Raw genomic sequence first — 20,386 nt, 5'->3', positions numbered from 1 at the left:
CGTCAGCCTCGGCCAGAAGAACCATGCTGACGACCTTGAGCTTGGCAGCGAGTCGGCGCGCCTTCGCATTCTTGCCGGCGAAGCCGCCGACGCCGGGGGAACTGTGCCGGCGCCACGCAACAGCATGTTTGCACTGATGTAAGGCCGCTGCGACACCAGCGACGGCTCTCCGCCGCCACCTCCGCATCTCGCTACCAGATGACACTAATACAAAGACTGCATTTGGCGCATCCGACGTGTAAGAGGATCGTGTCGCGCGAAGTGGTTAAGCTTGGCGGAACCGAATCGGTCGGAGCAATGAGCAAAGCGGCGGGCGCAGATGCGGATGTAGTTTCGCCGAAGACGTTTGCGCCGCTCAGGAATACGACATTTCGCTCAATCTGGTTTAGCCTCTCAAGTCTCTTCCCTTGGCTGGCTGATGCAGACCGTTGCTATCAGCTGGCTAATGGCAACGGTTCCGACCTCCGATCTGATGGTTGCGCTCGAGCAGGCTTCGTCTAACCTGCCCGCTTTCATTTTGTCCATTTTCGCTAGGGGTTCTCGCCGACAACTTCAGCCGTCGAAGAGTCATGTTCGCCGGCCGATGCCTAATGGTAATAGCATCCGCGATGCTACGGCTTCAGTGGTGCTGGGCTTTATCGCCCCGTGGATGATCTTCGGCTTCAGCTTCTTGATCGCAAGTGGTGCCGCGCTCAACGATACCGCCTGGCAGGCTTCTGTTGGCGATATTGTGGACCGACGCGAAGTTCCCGCTGCCGTCACCCTCCTCTCCATTGGCTTCAACACTGCACGGACCGTGGGACCGGCGCTCGCGGCATCATGATTGCGTCGTTCGGACTTATGACGGCTTTCGCTATGTTTACACTCACCTATATGATCCCTTTGGTCACCATATGGCGATGCAAATGGAAGGTTCGCTCCTCACTTCTCCCACGTGAGTCAATGAGGACGGCCATCTATGACAGGCTGCGCTTCACAGCGATGTCATCGGAAATCAAGACGGCGATCGCCCGCGGAACCTTCTTTGGCCTGTCGGGCATCGCCATACTCGCACTGCTGCCATTGGTTGTCCGCGATCAGCTGGGCGAAGGACCGCTCGCCTATGGCACCATCATCGCCGGCTTCGGCACAGGCGCCGTCATGGCTGGCGTCGCCAACAGCCTATTAAGACGGAGCTTGTCAGAAGAGCAACTAATGACGCTGGCATGCGTCGCCTGTGCGGCGTGCTCCCTTTTTCTGGCACTGCCTCTTCCATTGCGAGCGGCGTCCTGTTTCCCCTTCGCGAGGGTCGCGAGGCCGAGCCCGACCCTTTGGAGGAATTCGACGCGCCGGCAGTCGCCCTCAGTCTCAAGCCGAGAAGCGGCCCCATCGTGGTCAAAGTCGAGTACCTCATACTCGTGGAAAATCTAGAAGAATTCCTCGCCATGCGCGGGTGCCGGCATGTACAGAGTCGCGTTGGTGCTCGGCACTGGACTCTCCAGCGCAACCTTCAGGAGCCTGTGCTATGGACGGAGACATTCCGTACGCCGACCTGGACCGACTACCTTCGCCTGAATCATCGCCTTACCGAGGCCGACAAGGAACTGGACGAGAGAATCATCCTCCTCCACAAAGGAAAGCATTCTCCACGAATAACATTGTCAATCGAGCGCCCCACGAGTGCTCCACGCAAGCCTGAGTCATCAACGCCTTTTTTCCCCCGCCATTCAACGAAACGGCCAGCGTGCCACCGCAGGCTGAATGAAGATACATAAGAAGGCACGTCAACTGCTAACCACATCGGGCGGGCAACAAGCATCGCCGCCTTCGGGTATATGACAGACAGAATGTAGCGGACTTGAAAAATGAAAGGCGCTCACCCACCGCCAACATTTCTCGGCTGGTTCCCGGCATTCAAGGTCCTGCGGCTATACGCGAAGGCGGCAAGCCGCGTTGAAGTCGTCGATATTCAGTCGCATCGAAGGACAATGACGTGTTGCCCTGATGCCACTCTCTGCGAGGTTAGCTTGTTTCTCGGATGAGGAGACAGACAATGGTCTGCCCCCTGAAAGGTCCTCCCTGAGGTATGTGTCCATTCTTGAACTCGGCTCGACAATGATAGCGAACCCTGTTGACCGTCGCACTGTCAGTCTCGAATCAAGTGCTCTCCTACAGCAGATGCGATTATCGCCAATGCGTACTGGTAGCGCCCGAAGCGCGCGTTATCGGCAGCCGCCGAGGGCCGTGATGCGGCCGCGATCGAGCCTTGTAGTAACAGACGCGCTCTCCGGTGGTCGGGCCAGCACCTTACCCCTCTTCCCTATGGCCCCAAGGCAGAGCAATTGCCAATGCGGGACATCCCGCTTCTAAGTCTCCTGCAACATTATTGGAGGCCGCGACGGCCCTGCTCGTGACGATCAGGGGTGGTCGCCGCACACCAGCGGGATCATTGCCCCACAAGCGCATCCAGATTCCGGCCGGGCGTTCCGCTGTCAATATCAAAGTCGGCCGGCGGGCGCTAAAGTGTCGATCCTCACCTTGCCGCCAGGTGAGTTCGACCGATATGTTCCTGCTACAATGGTAAGCGGCCTATACTGTCGCATCCTCAACAGTCAGCGGGAGACAGGACGACCCTATGTTCGAGCTCCCTCCGTATGGACTCCTCTGAATATAACAAGGGCTTGTATTCGCCCCGTTGCCAATCGTGATTGAGGTCACGATAATGACTTGAGATCGGAACACCCGACTGACCTGGATTGTTAATAAAGAGACTGTCATCCCATGACCCAACGTCCATGATTATCCGCACTGACGGTCCTTCTGAAACAGAGAATTGGCCGCTTCGGTAACTCGAAAAATTGAGCGTTGAGCTACTTCCGCCGAGGGCTATGGCGCCCAACGACCATTGTTCAGACGTCAGTGCCTGCAGAGGGTGGCGCAAATCAAGCTTATGTATACTGCCCCATGCCCATGAGGCAGAATCGTCGCCAAATCGACATATGCATTCACTCCAGGCAGAAGTTAGGGATTCCATTATGGAATGCTTCAACTTTTCACTAGGCTCTGCCTGTTCGAGCCAAGAGGCTATGGCCGAAGGCTGTAAAGGCACGAGCAGTGCCAACACTTCATCGTCAGCGCTTTCTAAGCGAGCTACTGTCGGGCCAAGGTGTTTGCTAAGCCAAATCTCAAAGAACGCGGCGGCTGGCGAACTCGCATCCAAATGCCGGTCCCAGTTAGAAAATAAGTGCAACGCAGGCATGTTTGCAACCGAACCGAGAAGAGTGTCTAGTTTCGCAAGAATACGAACTGCTATCGGCGAATACACCGAACATTGCAGCGACATGCAGTCCCGCAACGAGATCTTCTCTGATCGTGAGAGAGTTGTATGAAGGGTATCATGTCTGCTGCTGTCAGACCACTCGTAGCCAAAAGCAGGATGCGATCTACTCCATTCCTCCGGAACATTCATTGCGTTGGCAGTGGCGACAAAACCTTTGGCGGGGTTCATCTCGAACGGCCCATCGTCCGGTGACAAATACCCTTCCCATTCGAACCGACCGTCTCCTGGAACCGGAAGCAGGCCGTCCCAATTTCTTCGGACCGGAGCCGCACCTGACGGTTTCCACGCAATTACATTCGACGTGTCCGCATAGATGTGATTAACTGAAGGACAACCCCAGTTTGCTAGACTGGAGGTGTATTCTGAAAATGTCTTAGAGCGCATTACGGCCAAGCTGGCCATGTAAGGTGCCATGCCGGGATCCATCCATACGGTTCTCAGTGCGAAGGCGCGGTCTTTTTCAGCATTTTGGTTTAAAATGGGTCCATGGCGTGTGAACTGAAGCTTTACCTCCTGGTCGGTGTGGGCGCGAACTGGAATTTTCTCGTGTATAGTCTTCACCTGCTCCCAGGCCCCTTTATATAAGTATTTATTTCCCTCACTCTTGGTTTCGTAAACATAAATATCTTCTTGGTCAGCGCCGAAAATAGTCAGACCAAAGGCGGCTGTCCCGTTGTGACCCATGGAGATTCCTGGGATCATAGGCTCTCCAGCGCCAATTACATCGAGCCCGGGCATACTCAGGTGTACAAGATACCTGATGGACGGAAGGACGTGCTTGCGATGCGGGTCTAGAGCAAGGATTGGTCGCTCCGTTGTGGTTTTTGTTGCGGATATGGCCCAGTTGTTTGAGCCCTCTTGGAACACCGTCTGCATGATCTCATCACTCGGTGTTACGCGGGTCCAACGGTCAGCTTCCTGAAGACTTGCTGCAAGTCTTTCCCTCGAGAATGAGACGGGACAGATTGCCAAGCGAAAATCCTGCAGTACTCGATCTGTCATAAAGGCGAGGTCAAGGCCCTCCGCTGGTCGTGGCGCTATCGGAGGTGACAATTCTTGTCTCAACCTGTCGAGGCGGGTACCTCGTTCCACACCTGCCAATGCCATCACCCTGCAGCGCAGAAGCTCCGAAATCGCATTTCGGGTTAGTGAGTGCGTTCGCACGCGAACGACGTCTTCGGGTTTCCAATAGTCGGGAGTGTGACCGAGGAGGCCAAACTCGGGTGGCAAGGCAATCAAACCGTCATGGCAACTGTCTACGTAGGAATTGATCCCCTCGGCAAACGCTGAGCATATCTCTTCGGAATCCGGGCCGTACGCCTGCCATTCTGCACTCATGGCTCCGCGAAATAAAAAGAGACGCGCCGCCCGATCCTGCTCCAAATATCCGGGGCCAAAGTCTCGTGACAGGAGACCGAGACCTCGTTTGCGCGCAATATCAATTTGCCAGAGGCGGTCTCGAGCTGCATTCCAACCCTGCGCGAAAAATAGGTCGTGCAAGTTCTGAGCCTTGATATGAGGAACCCCCCATTTATCAATGTCGATCGTGACCTCACTCTTAAGCTTGTCGGAGCTGTGGCGGTCGAAGGTTATGTTCTTTAACATGTGTTGATCCGTTTGGTTCACCCAAAGATGGTCGGGAATCTGCCAGAGGACGACGTCTGCAGATTGTGGTCGGTTGCGGGCAGAGGGTTGAGGCCGCACTCTTGCAACCTGATCATGTGTGGCGAGCCAATCCTCAGCGCGCCTGGACGCGAACTGGCACGGTGGGCTGCGCACAAGCTCAGCGGGATCCTACTCTCGCGCTTCCGGGAACGAGGCGCTTGCCGAGAACGCTCTGATGTATGTCAGCCAATACGTACGAATACAATATCCGCACATGTTGTCTCGCTGGCCTGAGGCAACGCATTCGATACACAGTAACTCGGTCGAACGGCCTCGTTGAAGGATGGCTCCCTCAATGCGACAAGATCTGGCTGAGAAACAATTTCGTTCTTTCGTGCTGCGGGTTTCTGAAGAAGTCGTGCGGTGTACCCTCTTCGACGATCTCACCTCGATCCATGAAGATTACTCGATCGGCCACGGCGCGCGCAAAGCCCATCTCGTGGGTGACGCATACCATGGTCATGCCGTCGCGTGCGAGTCCGGTCACAGTCTCGAGCACTTCAGCGACCATCTCTGGATCGAGCGAGGAGGTCGGCTCATCGAAGAGCATGACTGCAGGCTCCATACAGAGGGACCGGGCAATTGCGACGCGCTGCTGCTGTCCCCCGGAGAGCTGAGCCGGATATTTGTTCGCCTGTTCGGGAATGCGCACGCGCTCTAGGAATTTAAGCGCGATCTTTCTAGCCTCACCCTCTGGAACGCCCTTTATCCACATCGGCGCCGCCATACAGTTCATCAGCACGGTCATGTGCGGGAAAAGATTAAAGTGCTGAAAAACCATGCCGACGCTTTTGCGAACTTCAGCTACGTTGCGCATTTTGTTATGTAACCTAATCCCAGTGACGGTAATCTCGCCATCCTGGTGCGCTTCGAGCCGATTGACGCAACGGATCAGCGTCGACTTTCCCGAGCCTGAGGGCCCACAGATGACGATACGTTCGCCCTTGCGGACGGTTAGGTTGATGTCAGTTAGTGCTCTGAAGGCACCATACCATTTGGATACATTCTTAGCTTCGATGACTTCGTCGCTCAATATTGCATCTCTCTTGTTCATTGGCGCATCTGTAAGTGCCTTGAAAATGGCCGAACCAACTTAGACGTCTTTTTTAGCTTGACCAATGAATTCACGATCATCGCTTCTTACTTCTGGCAAAATGGTCCTCGATCCGGGATTGGACCAGTTCCAGGCAGGCGGATAAAATCCAATAAATCATTGCCGCTGTTACTAGCATCTCCATAGTATGGAAGGTTGGCTGGCCGAGTGAGTGAGCTAGATACGTCAGCTCCCAAACGCCAAGAACCGAAACGAGAGAGCTGTCTTTGAGCATTGAGATGAACGTGTTTCCCATCGGGGGAATGATAACCGGAAGCGCTTGCGGCAGAATGATTCTGCGCATTGTGAGCGCAAAGCCGAAACCTAATGACCGGGATGCCTCCCACTGGCCGCGATCGATGCTGGCTATGCCCGAACGGAAGATCTCCGTCATGTAGGCACCACTGCATAGCGAAAGCGCCAACACGCCTGCAGGCACGGCATTAATAACGTAACCTACCTGGGGCAAGCCCATGTAGATCAGATAAACCTGCATGAGAAGCGGCAGACCCCGGAAGCATGAAGTGTAGAAGCTGACTATCGCGTAAGCCATGCCGTTGCTTGACAGTTTCGCAATCGCGCCGATTATTGCGATAGCCGACGCAAATAGCAGTGACATCGCTGATACGTAAACTGTAGTAACTACCCCCTGCGTAATTAGAAATGGCAGGTTTGCCCAAATAAATGGCATGCTTAAGTCAAATGCCGCGAAGAGCGAAAGGAACAGTAGCACCAACTCAAACCATACGATCCCGATTTGGATTTTGAGCGGGACAAAACCAATCAGCACGAGGTTGAGGCAGAACATTGCGGCAATTACAAAAGCGATCGCAATGCGACTGTAAAACTTCACTTGTGCGTGATCGCCAATCACGGGCCGTAGGAGTTCGCCCATCGTGGTGCCCGCTACGTTGAAGATAAGAAAAACCGCGAGCACAATTGCAAATATGCAGCCGATAAACCATGGCTTGTGGACGAGCACCTCAGATTCAACTGTATCGTGGTAAAGCATAAGCATTTTCTTCCTAAGAAGAGGCGCCCCCGGGAAGGGGACGCCCACGATTGTGTCATGTTATTTATCGACGCTGAAATCCCCCCCGAACCACTTGACCGAGAGTTTAGCAAGAGTGCCGTCATCCTTCATCTTCTTGACCGCGGCAGCGACCTTGTCGATAAACTCCTTATCGCCACGCTCGATTGTGACAGCGCCCGGGGCGTAGAATAAGGGATCGCCAATAACCTTCAATGGATAGCCAGATTTGATTGCCGCAGCCGCCGTCGTTCCTTCAGTAATGACGCCATCGAGACGAACACCATCGCCGAGGCGCAGGTCGTCAAGCGTAAGAGAGTTAGCACTTGGATAAGCCTTCACTTGGCCCGCTGTAAATTGATATTGTATTGGCTTAGCGCCGATCCATGCCGGTGTGAGCTTGTGATTGGCATACAAATCGCCAAGAGTTCCCGCTCGGACGCCGACGATCTTGCCCTCCAGGTCGGAAGGCTTCGTCGCTTTGCTATCCTTGTGAACGACAGCGACTTCGCCTTCGTAGAAGTACATGGCCGGGAAGGCGAATTTTTTGGCGCGATCGTTGGTCGGCGTCATTTGACCCATGGCCATGTCCCAACGCCCCCCCCACTGGCCTGCCTGAATGATATCCCAGCCCGGGGTCACGAATTTGATCTTCACGCCCAAGTAGTCCGCAATGCCCTTCGCGACCTCTACATCATCACCGTCGAGTTCATGTTGGTCGTTCAAGTGAGACAAGGCTCCCCAGTCGGACCCGACCGCTACCGTCAATGTCTGTGCCGCGAGCACACGATCAAGGACTTCGCCGGCGCAAGCCTTGGCTGACAAAGACATCGACGCAACCGCCATGGAGACTGCAACTACGACCGTCGTTACATGATTGTTCATCTATAGTTCCCTTTTTTCTCGTTCTTATTTTCTTGAAAGCTACCTTCGTCGCCACCGAGAGGAGTGTCTTAGCGGTGCGCCATTGCTCCCTGCTGATTGGACCCATCCCGGTCCGTCATTTAACGAACGACACCTTATCGCTCTGCATTGTTGGCATTCAGCGAAATCGAGTTCGATGATGCAGGTTTCCTGCGAACTACCCTTGGCTTTCGCCGGATCGCTCTGGCGATTTCACAAAGCACGGATACCCTGGCCTCAGAGAGGTCGGCGAACTCGCCAACTCGCTGGACTCCGAAGGCTGCAGATTGCATCGCCACAAGACGTCTTGTTTGGAAGGATCTAAACTGGACTGGCGCGTTGAATTACACCTTGCAGGGCTGACTCTGGTCACGTGGGAACTGCGGTCCAAGCCCCTCTCTCTCCCTAATCTCGACCTCCCTAATCTCGACCTCCCTAATCTCGACGACCTCTTCGCCGGCCGTGTGCGCACCCGCTACTCAACCGTCGGGGCGCTCGAGGAAGAATGCTTCTCTGCCGACATCGTGGTCGGGGCCGTGCTGATCGCCGGTGCTGCCGCGCCAAAGCTCGTCACCCGCGAAATGATGTCCGGCATGAAGAAGGGCTCGGAGCTGGTCGACGTCGCTATTGACCAGGGCGGTTGCTTCGAGACGTCGCATGCGACGACTCAAGCCGAGCCCACCTACGAAGGCGACGGCGTTATCCACTATCGCGTCGCCAACATGCAGAGTCGCCCATGCCATTTCGCGATTTCTTGCCTTGCGAGTTCGCACGTATCCCTCTGGGTCAACATCGTTGATAGACCAGAGAATTTTTGACTCATCGTAGCTCGGACAGCGGAGACGCGTTACAATTGTCAACCCGTTCGGACCCGGTTTAATCGAGATGTACTCGGCATACTGCGCATGATGGCTCATGCCTCTTGTAGCTGGAAGCGTTCGGCAAGTTAGGTCCTACTTGCCACGCGAGAGCGGGGCCGCAAGTATGCGCCGGCCGCAATACAACGCTGATTTGCTGCGTTGTCGAGGACATTTCGCATAGAATGCGCGCCTGCCGCTGCTATGATCATAACATGTTGTGATTTAGTCCAGTCCGAACTCCCGAGGTTGGGTCGCAACTCTCGATAGCCAGCTGGCGCCGGGGGCGCCTAGGCATGAAATTGGATCCCATGTATGACAGAATTCAAACAACGGCAAACCGTCGGTAACGCGTCGGAGAGCGTACTCGAATTCGACGGACAGCAATACCTGGACGGCCGTGCATCGGATCCTCGCGAATTTGGCTGGATGCGCGGTGCGCCGCCGCCGCCAGACAAGCGTGTAACATTCGAGAATGAAACTGTTTGGACCTTTCCTCAGCTTCGCTGGTCGCTATCGCATATGCGTGAGCTGCGGCCCACAGTCCAAGTGTGGCGAGGGCGGGGCGGACCGTCGCAGCTTGAGTGCAGCAACAGGTCTACCGAAATCGATGGGCTCACGTTCGTCGACATGGACGACCGCACCAACCGGTTCGAGGAGGCGCTATTCGACACCTACACCGACGGCATTTTGGTCCTGCATCGGGGGCGGATCATATACGAACGATACTTCGGCGCACTCGCGCCGCACGTACAACATTCGTGTCAGTCAATCACCAAATCGTATGCGGGCACCCTAGCCGCGGCGTTGGTGCATGAGGGCATTCTCGACGACAGGAAGACAATATCGCAGTTTGTGCCGGAATTACGAGGTACAGGGTGGGAAGATGCAACGCTCCGCCAAGTCATGGACATGCAAACTAACGTTGCTTTTACTGAAGATTACACAAGTGTAGACAAGTCATATAGATGCGAATACCTGCGTACCATACGAAAGGAAGGGGCGCACGGCAAATTTGTCTACAAAGGCGTCGATACCAATGTTATGGCTTGGGTTATGTCGCGCGCAACGGGCCGGTCGTTCGCACAACTGTTGGAGGAGCGCTTATGGTTGCCACTGGGCTGCGAAGAAGACGCCTATGTCGAGATCGACCCGACAAACGGTATGCCGAGGGCGCATAGCGGACTCAATGTGACGTTGCGCGACTTGGCGCGTTTCGGCGAGCTGATGCGATGTGAAGGCTCGTGTAATGGCAAGCAACTGGTTCCCGCGAGTGTTGTCTACGACCTTCAAGATCTCGACCACCCCGCCAAGCCGGACCTCCCATTCGGCTATACATACCGAAGCCAATGGTGGGTATCACACGACGAGCTTGATGCTATTGAAGGTCGGGGCCTTTACGGCCAGAACCTGTACATAGCGCCAAAGGCGGAGATGGTGATTGCGCGCTTCGGGTCGCACCCCGCTTGCGACCACATTGATCGGATTAGAAGGCCGCAGATGCAGGCATTGGGGAGGATGCTCCGCGCGTAACTTGATGCACTAGACGGTCACCGCGCTTGTTTAGGAATTTCCTGCAAATTCGCGGTTGAAGAACTGGGGCGCCTACGCCGAATTCCTGCGTTCGGCTAGGGGGCAATTGGCGCAAAAGGCCTGTAGACGCTGCTACGCTTATGAAGTAAATACCAGAAGCCTCGCTTCCCATATGCATAATGCAGACCGATCTGGCTCGCTTTTGCTGAGGAAACAATGATCACCGAACATTGCATATTGATTGGGGCCGTCGCGACTTTGTATTGCGAGAATGGAACCGGTGGACCTATTGTATTCTTGCATGGTGCCGCTTTCGGGCTTATCCGTCAGCTTGACCTGAAACAAAACCCAACCCAAACATCAACGAGACCCAGGATCAGACCGAAAAATGGCCGCCTTCAAATCGGAATGCTGGCCGGAATGAAATCGGAATGACTGGCCGGCTTCAAATCGGAATCGGTGGCCGGCTTCATCGGAATACGCAGGCAATGGTATCGGCATCAGTGGCAGCGCTCTTGCGCTGCTTCTGGACGGTGAGATCGGCGGTTACCTGGGAAAGCCGGGCGACCAGCGCCTTGAGCCGCTGCTGGGCCGCGCTCGGCGGCAGCGTCGGCTGCAGCCGTTTGACCTCGCTATAGCGGGCGATGACGGCGGCGTCGATCCTGTCGGTCTTCTCCAGGAAGCCCATCGCCTCGGCGAATCAGCGTACGCTCCTCGCATTGGCCATGCCGCAGGCTACTCCCAACTCCCACGACAGCAGGAAGGGAAGCCGTTCGTAGCCGCCACTGGCCTCCATGACGACGAGCTCGACACCATTGACCTAACACCAGGCAGCAAGCTCGGCTATGCCTGCCGCATCGTTGCGAAAGCGGCCCGCCGCTCCGCTCGGCACGACATGGGTATCGAGCCAGTCTTTCGAAACATCCACTCCACAGATAGTCTTGTTCACGGTAACCTGCCTTGTGCGTGCGATTGGAGCCAAGCGACTATTCGGTCGTACGTGACGAAGGCGAAGATCCCAGGCTCACCCACGGTTGTGGCCGGAGGGGTGTCGGGCGACTTCGCCTTGCTTCGAACCGGATGGCCATCCGGTTCGAGGCTCAGTCGCTTCCATCGCACAAAGTCCTCTGCGTGCAGATACAAGGGGTTAACCTCGAAGAGTCAGTGTCGGAGAAAATAACGTGCTGATTCATCGGACTTTAGGGCCGAGCTTGTTGGTCGCTCGATAAAAAGCATGATTTTAGGCGGAAGCTGTCCTGCATGCAATTTCAGCACTTGTTTACCCAATTCCTTGTCTGCTTCCGTGAGACGATGGTTCAGGCGAAGGTAGTCGGTCCAGGTCGGCGTGCGGAATGTCTCTATCCATTGCATAGGCTCCTGAAGGTTGCGCTGGAGAGTCCAATGACGAGCGCCGACGCGACTGTGCACATGCCGGCGCGCCCGCATGAGTTCCAGGAATGCTTCGCGATTTTCCTCGGGCACTAGGTACTCGACTTTGACCACGATGGGACCGCTTCTTGGCTTGAGATTGAGGGCGACTGCCGGTGCGTCGAAGTCCTCCAAAGCATCTGGATCGGATTCGCGGCGCTCGCGAAGGGGAAACAGGAGGCCCGTGGCGGCGACCAGCAGAAGGGCTCCAGCGGAGCCCTCCAGTGCCAAGGTCAGTGAATGGTTCTGGGCCACCGTGCCCCACACCCAACTGCCCGCTGCGATGCCGCCATCGATCAATGCATAGTAAATCGAGATGGTGCGCCCCACGACCCAGCGCGGGCTTGCCAGTTGCACGGTCACGCCGACCCCGGACCAGGCGGTGACCCAGCCCGCGCCACCCATGGCGAGTGCAATTGCCGCCACTGCAATCGAAGAAGTCAGCGCAAGCGAAAGGGAGCATGCCGCGCAGGCGACGCATGCGAGCGTCATCAGCCGCTCTTGTGACAAGCTCCGTCTGAACACGCTGTTCGAGATGCCGGCGAAGACGGCGCCTGTCCCGAATCCGGCCATGAGCGTGCCATAGGCGAGCGGTCCGCCTCCCAGCTGGTCGCGGACAACCAGCGGCAGCAGCGCGAGAATGGCGATGCTCGCCAGACCAAAGAGGGTTCCGCGAGTGATCGCCGTCTTAATCTCCGACGACATCGCCGTGAAGCGTAGCCCGTCATAGATCGCCGTCCTCATCGACTCACGTGGGAGAGGTGATGAGCGAACCATCCACTTGCAGCGCCATATGGTTACCAAAGGGACCAGATAGGTAAGACTGGTTACGGCGAAAGCCGTCATCAGCCCAAAAGAGGCAACTACTATGCCACCGAGCGCCGGGCCTACGGTCCGAACAGTGTTGAAGCCAACGGAGAGGAGCGTGACGGCGGCGGGAACGTCGCGTCGGTTCACCATATCGCCAACCGAGGCCTGCCAGGCTGGATCGTGGAGAGCGCCGCCGCATGCGATCAAGAAGCTGAAGCCGAGGATCATCCACGGATCGACAAAGCCCAGCACCACAAAAGCCGTCAGCATCGCAGATGCCAATACCATAAGGCACCGGCCGGCGAACATGACCCGGCGCCGGCTGAAATTATCAGCCAAGGCCCCGGCGAAGACGGATAAGATGAACGCTGGCAGGTTTGAAGAAGCCTGAACCAGCGCGACCATCAGATCGGAAGTCGAAATCGTAGCCATCAGCCAGCTGATGGCAACAGTCTGCATCAACCAGCCGAGCGAGCTGACCTGCGTGGCGAACCAGATTGAACGAAAGCTCGGATTTCTGAGGGGCGCAAATGCTCCTGGCGAATTTGGATCGGCGACTTGGTCCGCAAGACTGCTCATCAATCTAACTCTTGCCTATGAGCCAGTTTTACATTGCTCCGACAGCCAGCAGCCGCCCAACCCGTTGAAGGTCCGAATCGGCCAATGTGCGCAAATAGTTACAACGCCCGGCAGGAGATTGAACTCGCTGCCGGGCCGATGCGCCTTGGGAGGAGGCGTAGTTGGAACCTTTGTGAAGACTTGGAACCAGCCGCATCAGGCCAGCCTACACTTACAATATGAGGATCAGACCACTCCAGGATTTTAGTGCATTGAATGGGTACTCTTCCAGCAATCCTCGCCAACAAATGCAGGAGATCGGCGTCGAGCTCCTAAATCTGCATAATATCGGTGATTCGCGGGCGAGCAGTGCAGTGGGCACATTCTCCAAGCTAAACGCTGAACGGGCTTTTTGCTTCTCAAATCGCCATAACAGGGAGAGATGGGCAAATACTACTTCAATATGCTCCCAAGGACGCTGAGTTGACTGCAGCCTCAGCAGAGCTCTCCGCGTGCCTTTTTGCGGCTCCCCGCGGTGCTCGCGCCCGCCGCGCCTGCAAAGGCTTTCCTCAACAGTCGTTCAGTTCGAGCAGCCTTTGCCAACTCTGACTCAAAAGCTGCCCGACTGGATTGACGGCCTCAGCTTCTTCGGCGGGTCACTGAGGCGATCCGTCTGCTACAACCTGGTGTGGCCAAGGCGCTGTGGTTCGCGCCGACGCTGAACGCGACCGTTGCGACAATGACCGAGCAGTACGACACTGCCATATTGATCGCTGGGAAGCGCGCGAAGGGTAAATTCAACTTGCCCACCACCGCGATCAAATGTGCGCCGGGTAATGGCGCCGCTAACAGGATCGACCACCGGAACCGGTTACCGGCAGAGTCGGTCTGCATCCGGGAATTGCAGGGCCATCCTGTGTATAGGCTTAAATTGCGCTATTCTTCTCTACTGTGACAGGCGGGAGCCGCCGTCGACGGGGATCACTGCGCCCGAGACGTAGAACGCGTCGTCCGAAGCAGGAAGGCGATCACCGCCGCCTGCTCCTCCGGCGAGGAGACGCGCTCGAGCGGATTGGCGCGACCATCAGGCGTTGGTAGCTGCGTACGTGCAGCGCTCGAGTCATGTCGGTGGGGACCACGCCGGGCGCCACCGCATTCACGGTTATACCCTACAGGCCCTGCTCGCCGGCCTGCTGGAGCGTGAGATACGCGATCCCGGCCTTGGCCACCGAATAGCCTACCGTTCCGGGATAGCCCGTAAGCCCGAGGATCGAGCTGACATTAATGATCCGCCCGCCCGGCTGGCGCATCCGCGGCCGCAACTCGCGGGTCAGGCTGATGACTGCACGCAAGTTGATATCGATCAGCGGGAACAAAAGGCATCGTCAGTATCGGCGAGCGACTTCGAACCGCCAATGCCGGCATTGTTCACGAGGACGTCGAGCGTCTCGATCCTTGCGGCATCCAAGGCGGCCAGAACCCGCCCTGCGGCGTCGGGCATGGCCAGATCGCAGACGAGCGCCGTCTGGCCAAGGCCCGCAGCTGTGTCGTGCACTTTATCCAGAACATCCACTAGCAACACCCACGCCTCTTCCGAGCCAAGCCACGCCGCTGTTGCGGCACCGATCCCGCGCGCCGCGCCGGTGACGACGACAGTGTTTCTGACCGGAGCTTAGGCAAGGCTGCCTCCGTCGACCGTAAGCGCGGCGCCGATGGTGAAGCCCGCCGCATCGTCCAGCAGATAGCCGACAGCTGTCGCCACCTCGGACGGCAACCCCATTCGGCCCATCGGATGCGCAGCGATGATCTTCGTCCGGCGCTCGACCTGTGCCGCTTCTCCCCGGGCGAAGGCGACGCCGGCCTCGGCCAACGGCTGGCGATGGTTCCGGGGCAGACACAGTTTGCGCGGATATTTCTGCCGCGTGGTTCAGCGCCAGCGTGCGAGTCATCATCACAACCGCCGCCTTGGTCACCGAATAGATCGGCACGTCCTTCGAGGCCTGCAGACCAGCAGTCGAGCTGAAGAGCACCACCGATCCGCGGCCAAGCTCGCGCATCTGCGGGATGCAGCTTGCAGATTCGCCAAATGGCCCCGACGTTGAAGCTGAACATGGCTTCGTACCCTTCACGTCTATCAGCCGCTTCATCGCACCGTAATGCCAGCGGCCGCGACCAAGCCCTCAACCGGCCGGCCAAAGCTCTCGCGGGCGAGGTCGACCAGCCCTTCCAGCATCGCCGGATCGGTCACGTCGCAGACAACTCAACGGGCACCAGGACAGGCGGCCAGAGTTTGGTCCAGAGCCTCTTGCGACAGGTCAGCCAACACCAAATCCGCTCCACCCGCCGCCAGCAGTTTGGCACTGGCCGGGCCAAGCGCGCCACCCGCCGGTAATCAGCACCGTTTTTCCGGCAAAGGTCGTGTCAATCAAGATTGTAGTCCTCCTCCAAGATAAGAACTCCCACTGTACCCGCTCTGAAAGCGAATACCGGACAGCGGATGATCCGCGTCATTCCAAATCCATTGGTGACCGCCGCAACGGTCGAGGCGCAGGACGGCTTGCGCCGCCCCAAGAACACCGCACTCTACCGGCGTTCCTGTCTGAGAGTTTTCAGAGACATGAGGACGCACGCTCGGCGACCTGATGATGTGTGGCGAACCAAACGTCACCCTTTGCTTTGGCGCGTCGAATTAATTCTTCTACGATCCAGATCCGTGAGCGATATCCAATGACGTGTGGATGCAGAGTCAGCTGAAATAAATCGGCATCTTGATAGGCCCCTTCGAACTCCCGAATAAATACAGAAAGCACGTCGTCGACTGATAAATCTGGCCGTGAAGACCCATCGGGACTCATCCAAAGATAAGTGGCATCGTCTCGAATCCATTCGACCGGTATTTCAATCACTCCCGTGGGTTCCTCGTCTTCCAGCAGCTCATAGCAACTATCATCGGCCATAAGGGATGAGTCGTATGTCAATCCGGTTTCACGTATGATCCGTAGAGTTGCGTCGGAAAAATCCCAGGAAGGCGTTCGAATTCCCGTCGGGCGTTTGGAAGTGATTTTTTCAAGAGTGTCGGCACTCCTCATCATTAAAGAGCGCTCGCTCTCTGCGCTCAGTTCCGAGTTTAGCTCGTGTATCCAGCCGTGCATGCCAATTTCATGGCCTTCATCGACAACTGCGCGTTGCTCGTCTGGATACAACTGAGCGATCACAGCGGGAACGAAAAAACTCGCCGGAACGTCGTACTTTCTCAAGAGTTCCAAAGCCCGAGGCATCCCTCGTCGGCTCCCGTACTGACCCCAGGATAATCTGCTTAGCGATCGCCCTCCCCTGCGCAATTCGTTCGACTCATGATCGACGTCGAACGAGATGGCGAAGGCACAGCGTTTACCGCCGGGCCACATTGGTCTTAGTGCCTTGCCCGCTCTGACTTTGTTGATGCGCCGCCGCCAATGGCTTTCAGGCCATTCCCAGGGATTGAGTGCGGTCGAATTGGCCACCAGTTCCTCCTGAGCAGTGTCTGCATTGAATTCCGCCGAAAACTCAATGAGCGGAACGCGGCACCAGCTCAGCTGGCAGCCCCGCAAGCCGATCAGGCCGTCGCTTGAGTTTGCGCCTTGATTACGACAAGATGGCCCAACTCATTCAGATTTTCTCACTCTCGCGAACAAGCTCATCCATAACCGAGCGCACGGCGCTTTCTGCGATTGCAACAATCTCCTCCGCCTCAGCTTTGGTTGTAACCAGCGGCGGAGCAAAGCCCAAAATGTCCCCGTGCGGCATGGCCCGAGCGATAAGACCACGGTCACGGGCGGCCTTCGAGATTCGCGCACCTACCTTGAGCGCCGGATCGAAACGCTTCCGATTGTCGCGATCGGCAACGAACTCGATTGCGCCCATAAGACCGACGCCCCGCACTTCGCCGACGATCGGCAACTGCGCGAACCTCTCCTGCAACTGCGCCTGGAAAAACGCGCCGACGTCACGCGCATTGCCGGGGAGGTCTTCTTTCTCGACAATATCGAGGACCGCGTTGGCCGCGGCGGCGCCGATCGGATGACCAGAGTAGGTGTAGCCGTGCGAGAATGCCCCGACCTTGTCGGCTCCATCCTCCAGGACTTTATACACCTTCTCACCGACGATTGCCGCTGAAAGCGGGAAGTAGGCCGACGTCAAACCTTTAGCGATCGTGATGAGGTCTGGCTCGATGCCATAGTGCTGTGAGCCGAACATGGAACCGGTGCGGCCGAACCCTGTGATCACTTCATCGGCAATCAGCAGCACATCATGTTTTTTGAGGACCGTCTGTACCGCTTCCCAATAGCCTTCCGGCGGAGGCGTGATACCACCTGTGCCGAGGACGGGCTCGCCAATGAAGGCGCCGACGTTGTCCGGGCCGAGCCGCTCGATCAACTGATCAAGCTCGGCGGCGCGGCGAGCGGAGAATTCGCGCTCGGTTTCGCCCGGGGTTGCGCCCCAGTAATGATGTGGAACACCCGTGTGAACAATCTGCGGAAGTGGCAGGTCCATGTGGTCGTGATAAAAGCTCATGCCCGTCATCGAGCCCGACACGACGCTGCAGCCGTGATAGCCGCGTTCACGGGAGATGATCTTCTTTTTGGTCGGCTTGCCACGCAGGTTGTTGTAGTACCAAACAAGCTTGGCCTGGGTCTCGTTCGCATCCGAGCCGGACATGCCATAGAACACCTTGCTCATCTTGCCCGGCGCCATCTTCACAAGGCGATCGGAGAGGATCGCAAGCTCGTCGGTCGTGTGCGCCGCATAGGAGTGGTAATACGCCAAGCGATAGGCCTGACGCGAGATCGCATCGGCGACTTCCGTGCGGCCATACCCGACATTGACGCAGTATAGGCCGGCAAAGCCATCGATAAATTGGTTGCCATGCGCGTCCTGGATGCGGATCCCCTTCCCTGTCACCACGATCGTTGGGTCGCCGAGCTTGCCAGTGGCGAAATCTTTAAGCTGAGTGAAAGGATGCAAGACCGAGTTGCGGTCCTTTTCGGTGATCTCTTTGATGTTGATGGTCATTGAATGCTTCCTTTCAGGCCGCGATGTTGCCGATGCAGAGGTATTTGGGTTCGAGATATTCGATAAGACCGTGCCTTGAGCCCTCGCGACCAAGGCCGGATTGTTTCCAGCCGCCGAACGGAATGCCCGGCCCCGTAAATTTTGGAGTATTCACGGCAACCATGCCATATTCGAGCCGGTCGGAGAGCCGCATGGCTCGGTTGAGATCTTGGGTATAGACGTAGGCCGCAAGTCCCATCTCGGAATTGTTGGCTCGCGCGACCACCTCCCGTTCGTCGTCGAAGGGCAGGATTGCAGCGACAGGTCCAAACGTTTCGTCCTTCGCAATCACCATGTCATCGGTCACATTAGCAAGCACGGCCGGCGTGACGAAGTTCCCGCCAAGCGAATTGTGCTGTGCGCCTGCTACCATTCGAGCCCCGGCTGCTAGAGCCTCAGAAACCTGGTGCCTGCATTTGTCAGCACCAGACGTCTTTGTCATCGGACCGATGTCGACACCTGGCTCCAATCCGTGCCCGACCTTTAGTTTACTGGTGGCCTCGGCAAATTTTTCCGTAAAATGCTCGTAAATCTCTCGCTGCACATAAATCCGGTTTGCCGCGAGACAGTCCTGACCGGATGTCGCGAACTTGGCTGCCATGCAACCGGCGACCGCAGCGTTGATCGGCGCATCGCCGAAAAGGATGAAAGGAGCATTGCCGCCAAGTTCGAGCGAGACTTTCTTCACTGTCTTCGCGGATTGCTCGAGAAGGATTCTGCCGACCTCGGTGGAGCCCGTAAAAGAGAACGCACGCACGTGGGTATGCAACAACAGCCGTTTGGCAAGTGGCGGAGCTTCGCCCGTGATCACCTGAAACACGCCGGGCGGAATGCCAGCATCCCCGGCAAGGCGGGCAAGCGCGAGGGCCGACAGTGGCGTTTCGGGTGCCGGCTTTACAATCATTGTGCAGCCAGCGGCCAGTGCAGCTCCAGCCTTTCTGGTGATCATTGCCGCTGGGAAGTTCCATGGCGTAATGGCGACAGTCACCCCGATCGGCTGCAAATGCACGGCCAGCCTGCTTGCGGGGAGATGGCTGGGAATCGTTTCGCCGTAAGCCCGCTCCCCTTCCCCTGCAAACCAATCTAAAAAGCCGGCAGCGTATGAAACTTCGCCGCGGGCTTCAGCAATCGGTTTTCCTTGCTCGGCCGTTATGATGACAGCCAGGTCTTCGGCGCTCTCCCGCATGCCTGCCGCCCATTTCCGCAGATATGCACCACGCTGTAACGGAAGCATGTCGCGCCACTTGAGGAACGCTGCTCTTGCGCAATGGACCGCGTCGTCAACGTCGGCGTCTGCGCAAGCCGCAACTTGAGCGATCTCGTCACCGCTGGCAGGATCAAACACGGCAAGAGTATCTGATTTGGAGAGCCAGGCGCCGTTCAGATACGCATCACCACGCAAAAGGTCTGGCCGTTTGAGCCTGCGTAATGCCGTGATTGACGTACCCCTCATCTAAGACTCCAATGGTATGCTGATGCCTTTAGGTTATTGCTGCCACAGCGCCGATCGGCAGCGCAGTTGATGCCCCTTTAGCTGCATTCCTGCAAACAGCAGCCAATTCGCGTAGAATTGGACACGGCTCACAACTTCACTTGCCAGGAGGCTTAGCGACCGCGAGCGAAGGTCGCGCTGGTCGCCGGCGGCGCGGAAAGTAGTTGGTTCCAGCGCCGATCTCCCGATCCCGAGTTCCCGATCTGGCCTCGTGGCATTAAGTTCTCGACCGACACCGATCAGGCGCACTGACGCAGGCGCAACCGCCTCGAATCTTAGACGGAACTCGCCGCAAGGCTACTTTCGTCCGGCACTGTGCAGGGTGACCGCGACCGCTTCAGACACGATGGCATCGCGGACGACTTCATTCGGAAGGAGGTCTTGGGGTCCCGAAATTGAGGTCCCCGCGATAACCCAGACATTCACTTGGTGAAGTGGTGAAGTCGCACGAAACAGCAGAAAAGGATGAAGCGAGCCCCGGGCAAAAGGCGAGCTTCGCTGCCGAGCCATCTATCGGGAACAACGTGTGCTGATGTCGCGACGTGTTGCACGGACGGGGCGGACCATACTCGCGTTCCCACCGGCGCGCAGGGTTGGCAAGAGCCCG

The 20,386-nt window shown here is 57.0% G+C and carries 11 protein-coding genes and 5 pseudogenes; 4 read left to right on the top strand and 12 right to left on the bottom strand.

The features are described from left to right. Positions 1-297 precede the first annotated feature (297 nt). Positions 298-1,754, top strand: a pseudogene (locus tag EN925_RS00590) (MFS transporter). Positions 1,755-2,584: 830 nt separating this feature from the next. On the opposite strand, the gene EN925_RS00585 reads toward EN925_RS00590, so the two are convergent. The 4 genes from EN925_RS00585 to EN925_RS00570 all read right to left on the bottom strand — a co-directional run bounded on the left by EN925_RS00585 (position 2,585) and on the right by EN925_RS00570 (position 7,992). Continuing rightward, positions 2,585-4,924: a penicillin acylase family protein gene (locus EN925_RS00585; protein WP_063170375.1), complete on the bottom strand. Its 2,340-nt coding sequence runs from the start codon at positions 4,922-4,924 to the stop codon at positions 2,585-2,587. A 352-nt stretch (positions 4,925-5,276) separates the two neighbouring features. Next, the gene (locus tag EN925_RS00580; protein WP_135921822.1) at positions 5,277-6,020 is read right to left on the bottom strand and encodes an amino acid ABC transporter ATP-binding protein; all 744 of its coding nucleotides are present in this window, start codon (positions 6,018-6,020) and stop codon (positions 5,277-5,279) included. Positions 6,021-6,114: 94 nt separating this feature from the next. Continuing rightward, the gene (locus EN925_RS00575) at positions 6,115-7,089 is read right to left on the bottom strand and encodes an amino acid ABC transporter permease (RefSeq protein WP_063170377.1); all 975 of its coding nucleotides are present in this window, start codon (positions 7,087-7,089) and stop codon (positions 6,115-6,117) included. 60 nt (positions 7,090-7,149) lie between these two features. Further along, on the bottom strand, positions 7,150-7,992 hold the full coding sequence (locus tag EN925_RS00570) for a transporter substrate-binding domain-containing protein (protein WP_063169318.1): 843 nt from the start codon (positions 7,990-7,992) through the stop codon (positions 7,150-7,152). Positions 7,993-8,450: 458 nt separating this feature from the next. Here EN925_RS00570 and EN925_RS00565 point away from each other — a divergent pair. Together EN925_RS00565 and EN925_RS00560 are read left to right on the top strand one after the other, a co-directional pair. Further along, positions 8,451-8,828, top strand: a pseudogene (locus EN925_RS00565) (alanine dehydrogenase); the annotation flags it as partial. Between the two features lie 354 nt (positions 8,829-9,182). Continuing rightward, the gene (locus tag EN925_RS00560; RefSeq protein ID WP_063169320.1) at positions 9,183-10,400 is read left to right on the top strand and encodes a serine hydrolase; all 1,218 of its coding nucleotides are present in this window, start codon (positions 9,183-9,185) and stop codon (positions 10,398-10,400) included. A gap of 505 nt (positions 10,401-10,905) precedes the next feature. Here EN925_RS00560 and EN925_RS00555 read toward each other — a convergent pair. Then, positions 10,906-11,292: pseudogene (locus EN925_RS00555) on the bottom strand (transposase); the annotation flags it as partial. Between the two features lie 269 nt (positions 11,293-11,561). Continuing rightward, entirely contained in the window at positions 11,562-13,217 is a 1,656-nt protein-coding gene (locus tag EN925_RS00550; RefSeq protein WP_063169321.1) for an MFS transporter, read from the bottom strand. A 581-nt stretch (positions 13,218-13,798) separates the two neighbouring features. Here EN925_RS00550 and EN925_RS40480 point away from each other — a divergent pair. Next, positions 13,799-13,965 (top strand): annotated as a pseudogene (locus EN925_RS40480) (IS21 family transposase); the annotation flags it as partial. 400 nt (positions 13,966-14,365) lie between these two features. Here the strand turns inward: EN925_RS40480 and EN925_RS41425 are convergent. From EN925_RS41425 to EN925_RS00520, 6 genes and pseudogenes are all read right to left on the bottom strand, one after another. Continuing rightward, positions 14,366-14,572, bottom strand: coding sequence for an SDR family oxidoreductase (locus tag EN925_RS41425; protein ID WP_199489648.1), 207 nt, complete (start codon positions 14,570-14,572; stop codon positions 14,366-14,368). Beyond that, positions 14,560-14,841, bottom strand: a pseudogene (locus EN925_RS41420) (SDR family NAD(P)-dependent oxidoreductase); the annotation flags it as partial. The pseudogene EN925_RS41420 and the gene EN925_RS41425, both read right to left, overlap by 13 nt. 27 nt (positions 14,842-14,868) lie before the next feature. Then, positions 14,869-15,066, bottom strand: coding sequence for an SDR family oxidoreductase (locus tag EN925_RS41415; protein ID WP_063169323.1), 198 nt, complete (start codon positions 15,064-15,066; stop codon positions 14,869-14,871). Between the two features lie 739 nt (positions 15,067-15,805). Further along, positions 15,806-16,699 carry a polysaccharide deacetylase gene (locus EN925_RS00530; protein WP_224570030.1) on the bottom strand — a complete coding sequence of 298 codons (894 nt, stop codon included), beginning with the start codon at positions 16,697-16,699 and terminating at the stop codon, positions 15,806-15,808. A gap of 145 nt (positions 16,700-16,844) precedes the next feature. Continuing rightward, positions 16,845-18,248 (bottom strand): aspartate aminotransferase family protein, encoded by a 1,404-nt coding sequence (locus EN925_RS00525; RefSeq protein ID WP_063169325.1) that lies wholly within the window; start codon positions 18,246-18,248, stop codon positions 16,845-16,847. Between the two features lie 13 nt (positions 18,249-18,261). Then, entirely contained in the window at positions 18,262-19,740 is a 1,479-nt protein-coding gene (locus tag EN925_RS00520) for an NAD-dependent succinate-semialdehyde dehydrogenase (RefSeq protein WP_063169326.1), read from the bottom strand. Positions 19,741-20,386: the final 646 nt, after the last annotated feature.

This window comes from Mesorhizobium sp. M7A.F.Ca.US.006.04.2.1, from assembly GCF_004022915.1.
Taxonomy (GTDB): Bacteria; Pseudomonadota; Alphaproteobacteria; order Rhizobiales; family Rhizobiaceae; genus Mesorhizobium; species Mesorhizobium ciceri.
The sequence above is the reverse complement of the archived record's forward strand: the minus strand, read 5'-3'. Positions and strand labels throughout refer to the sequence as shown.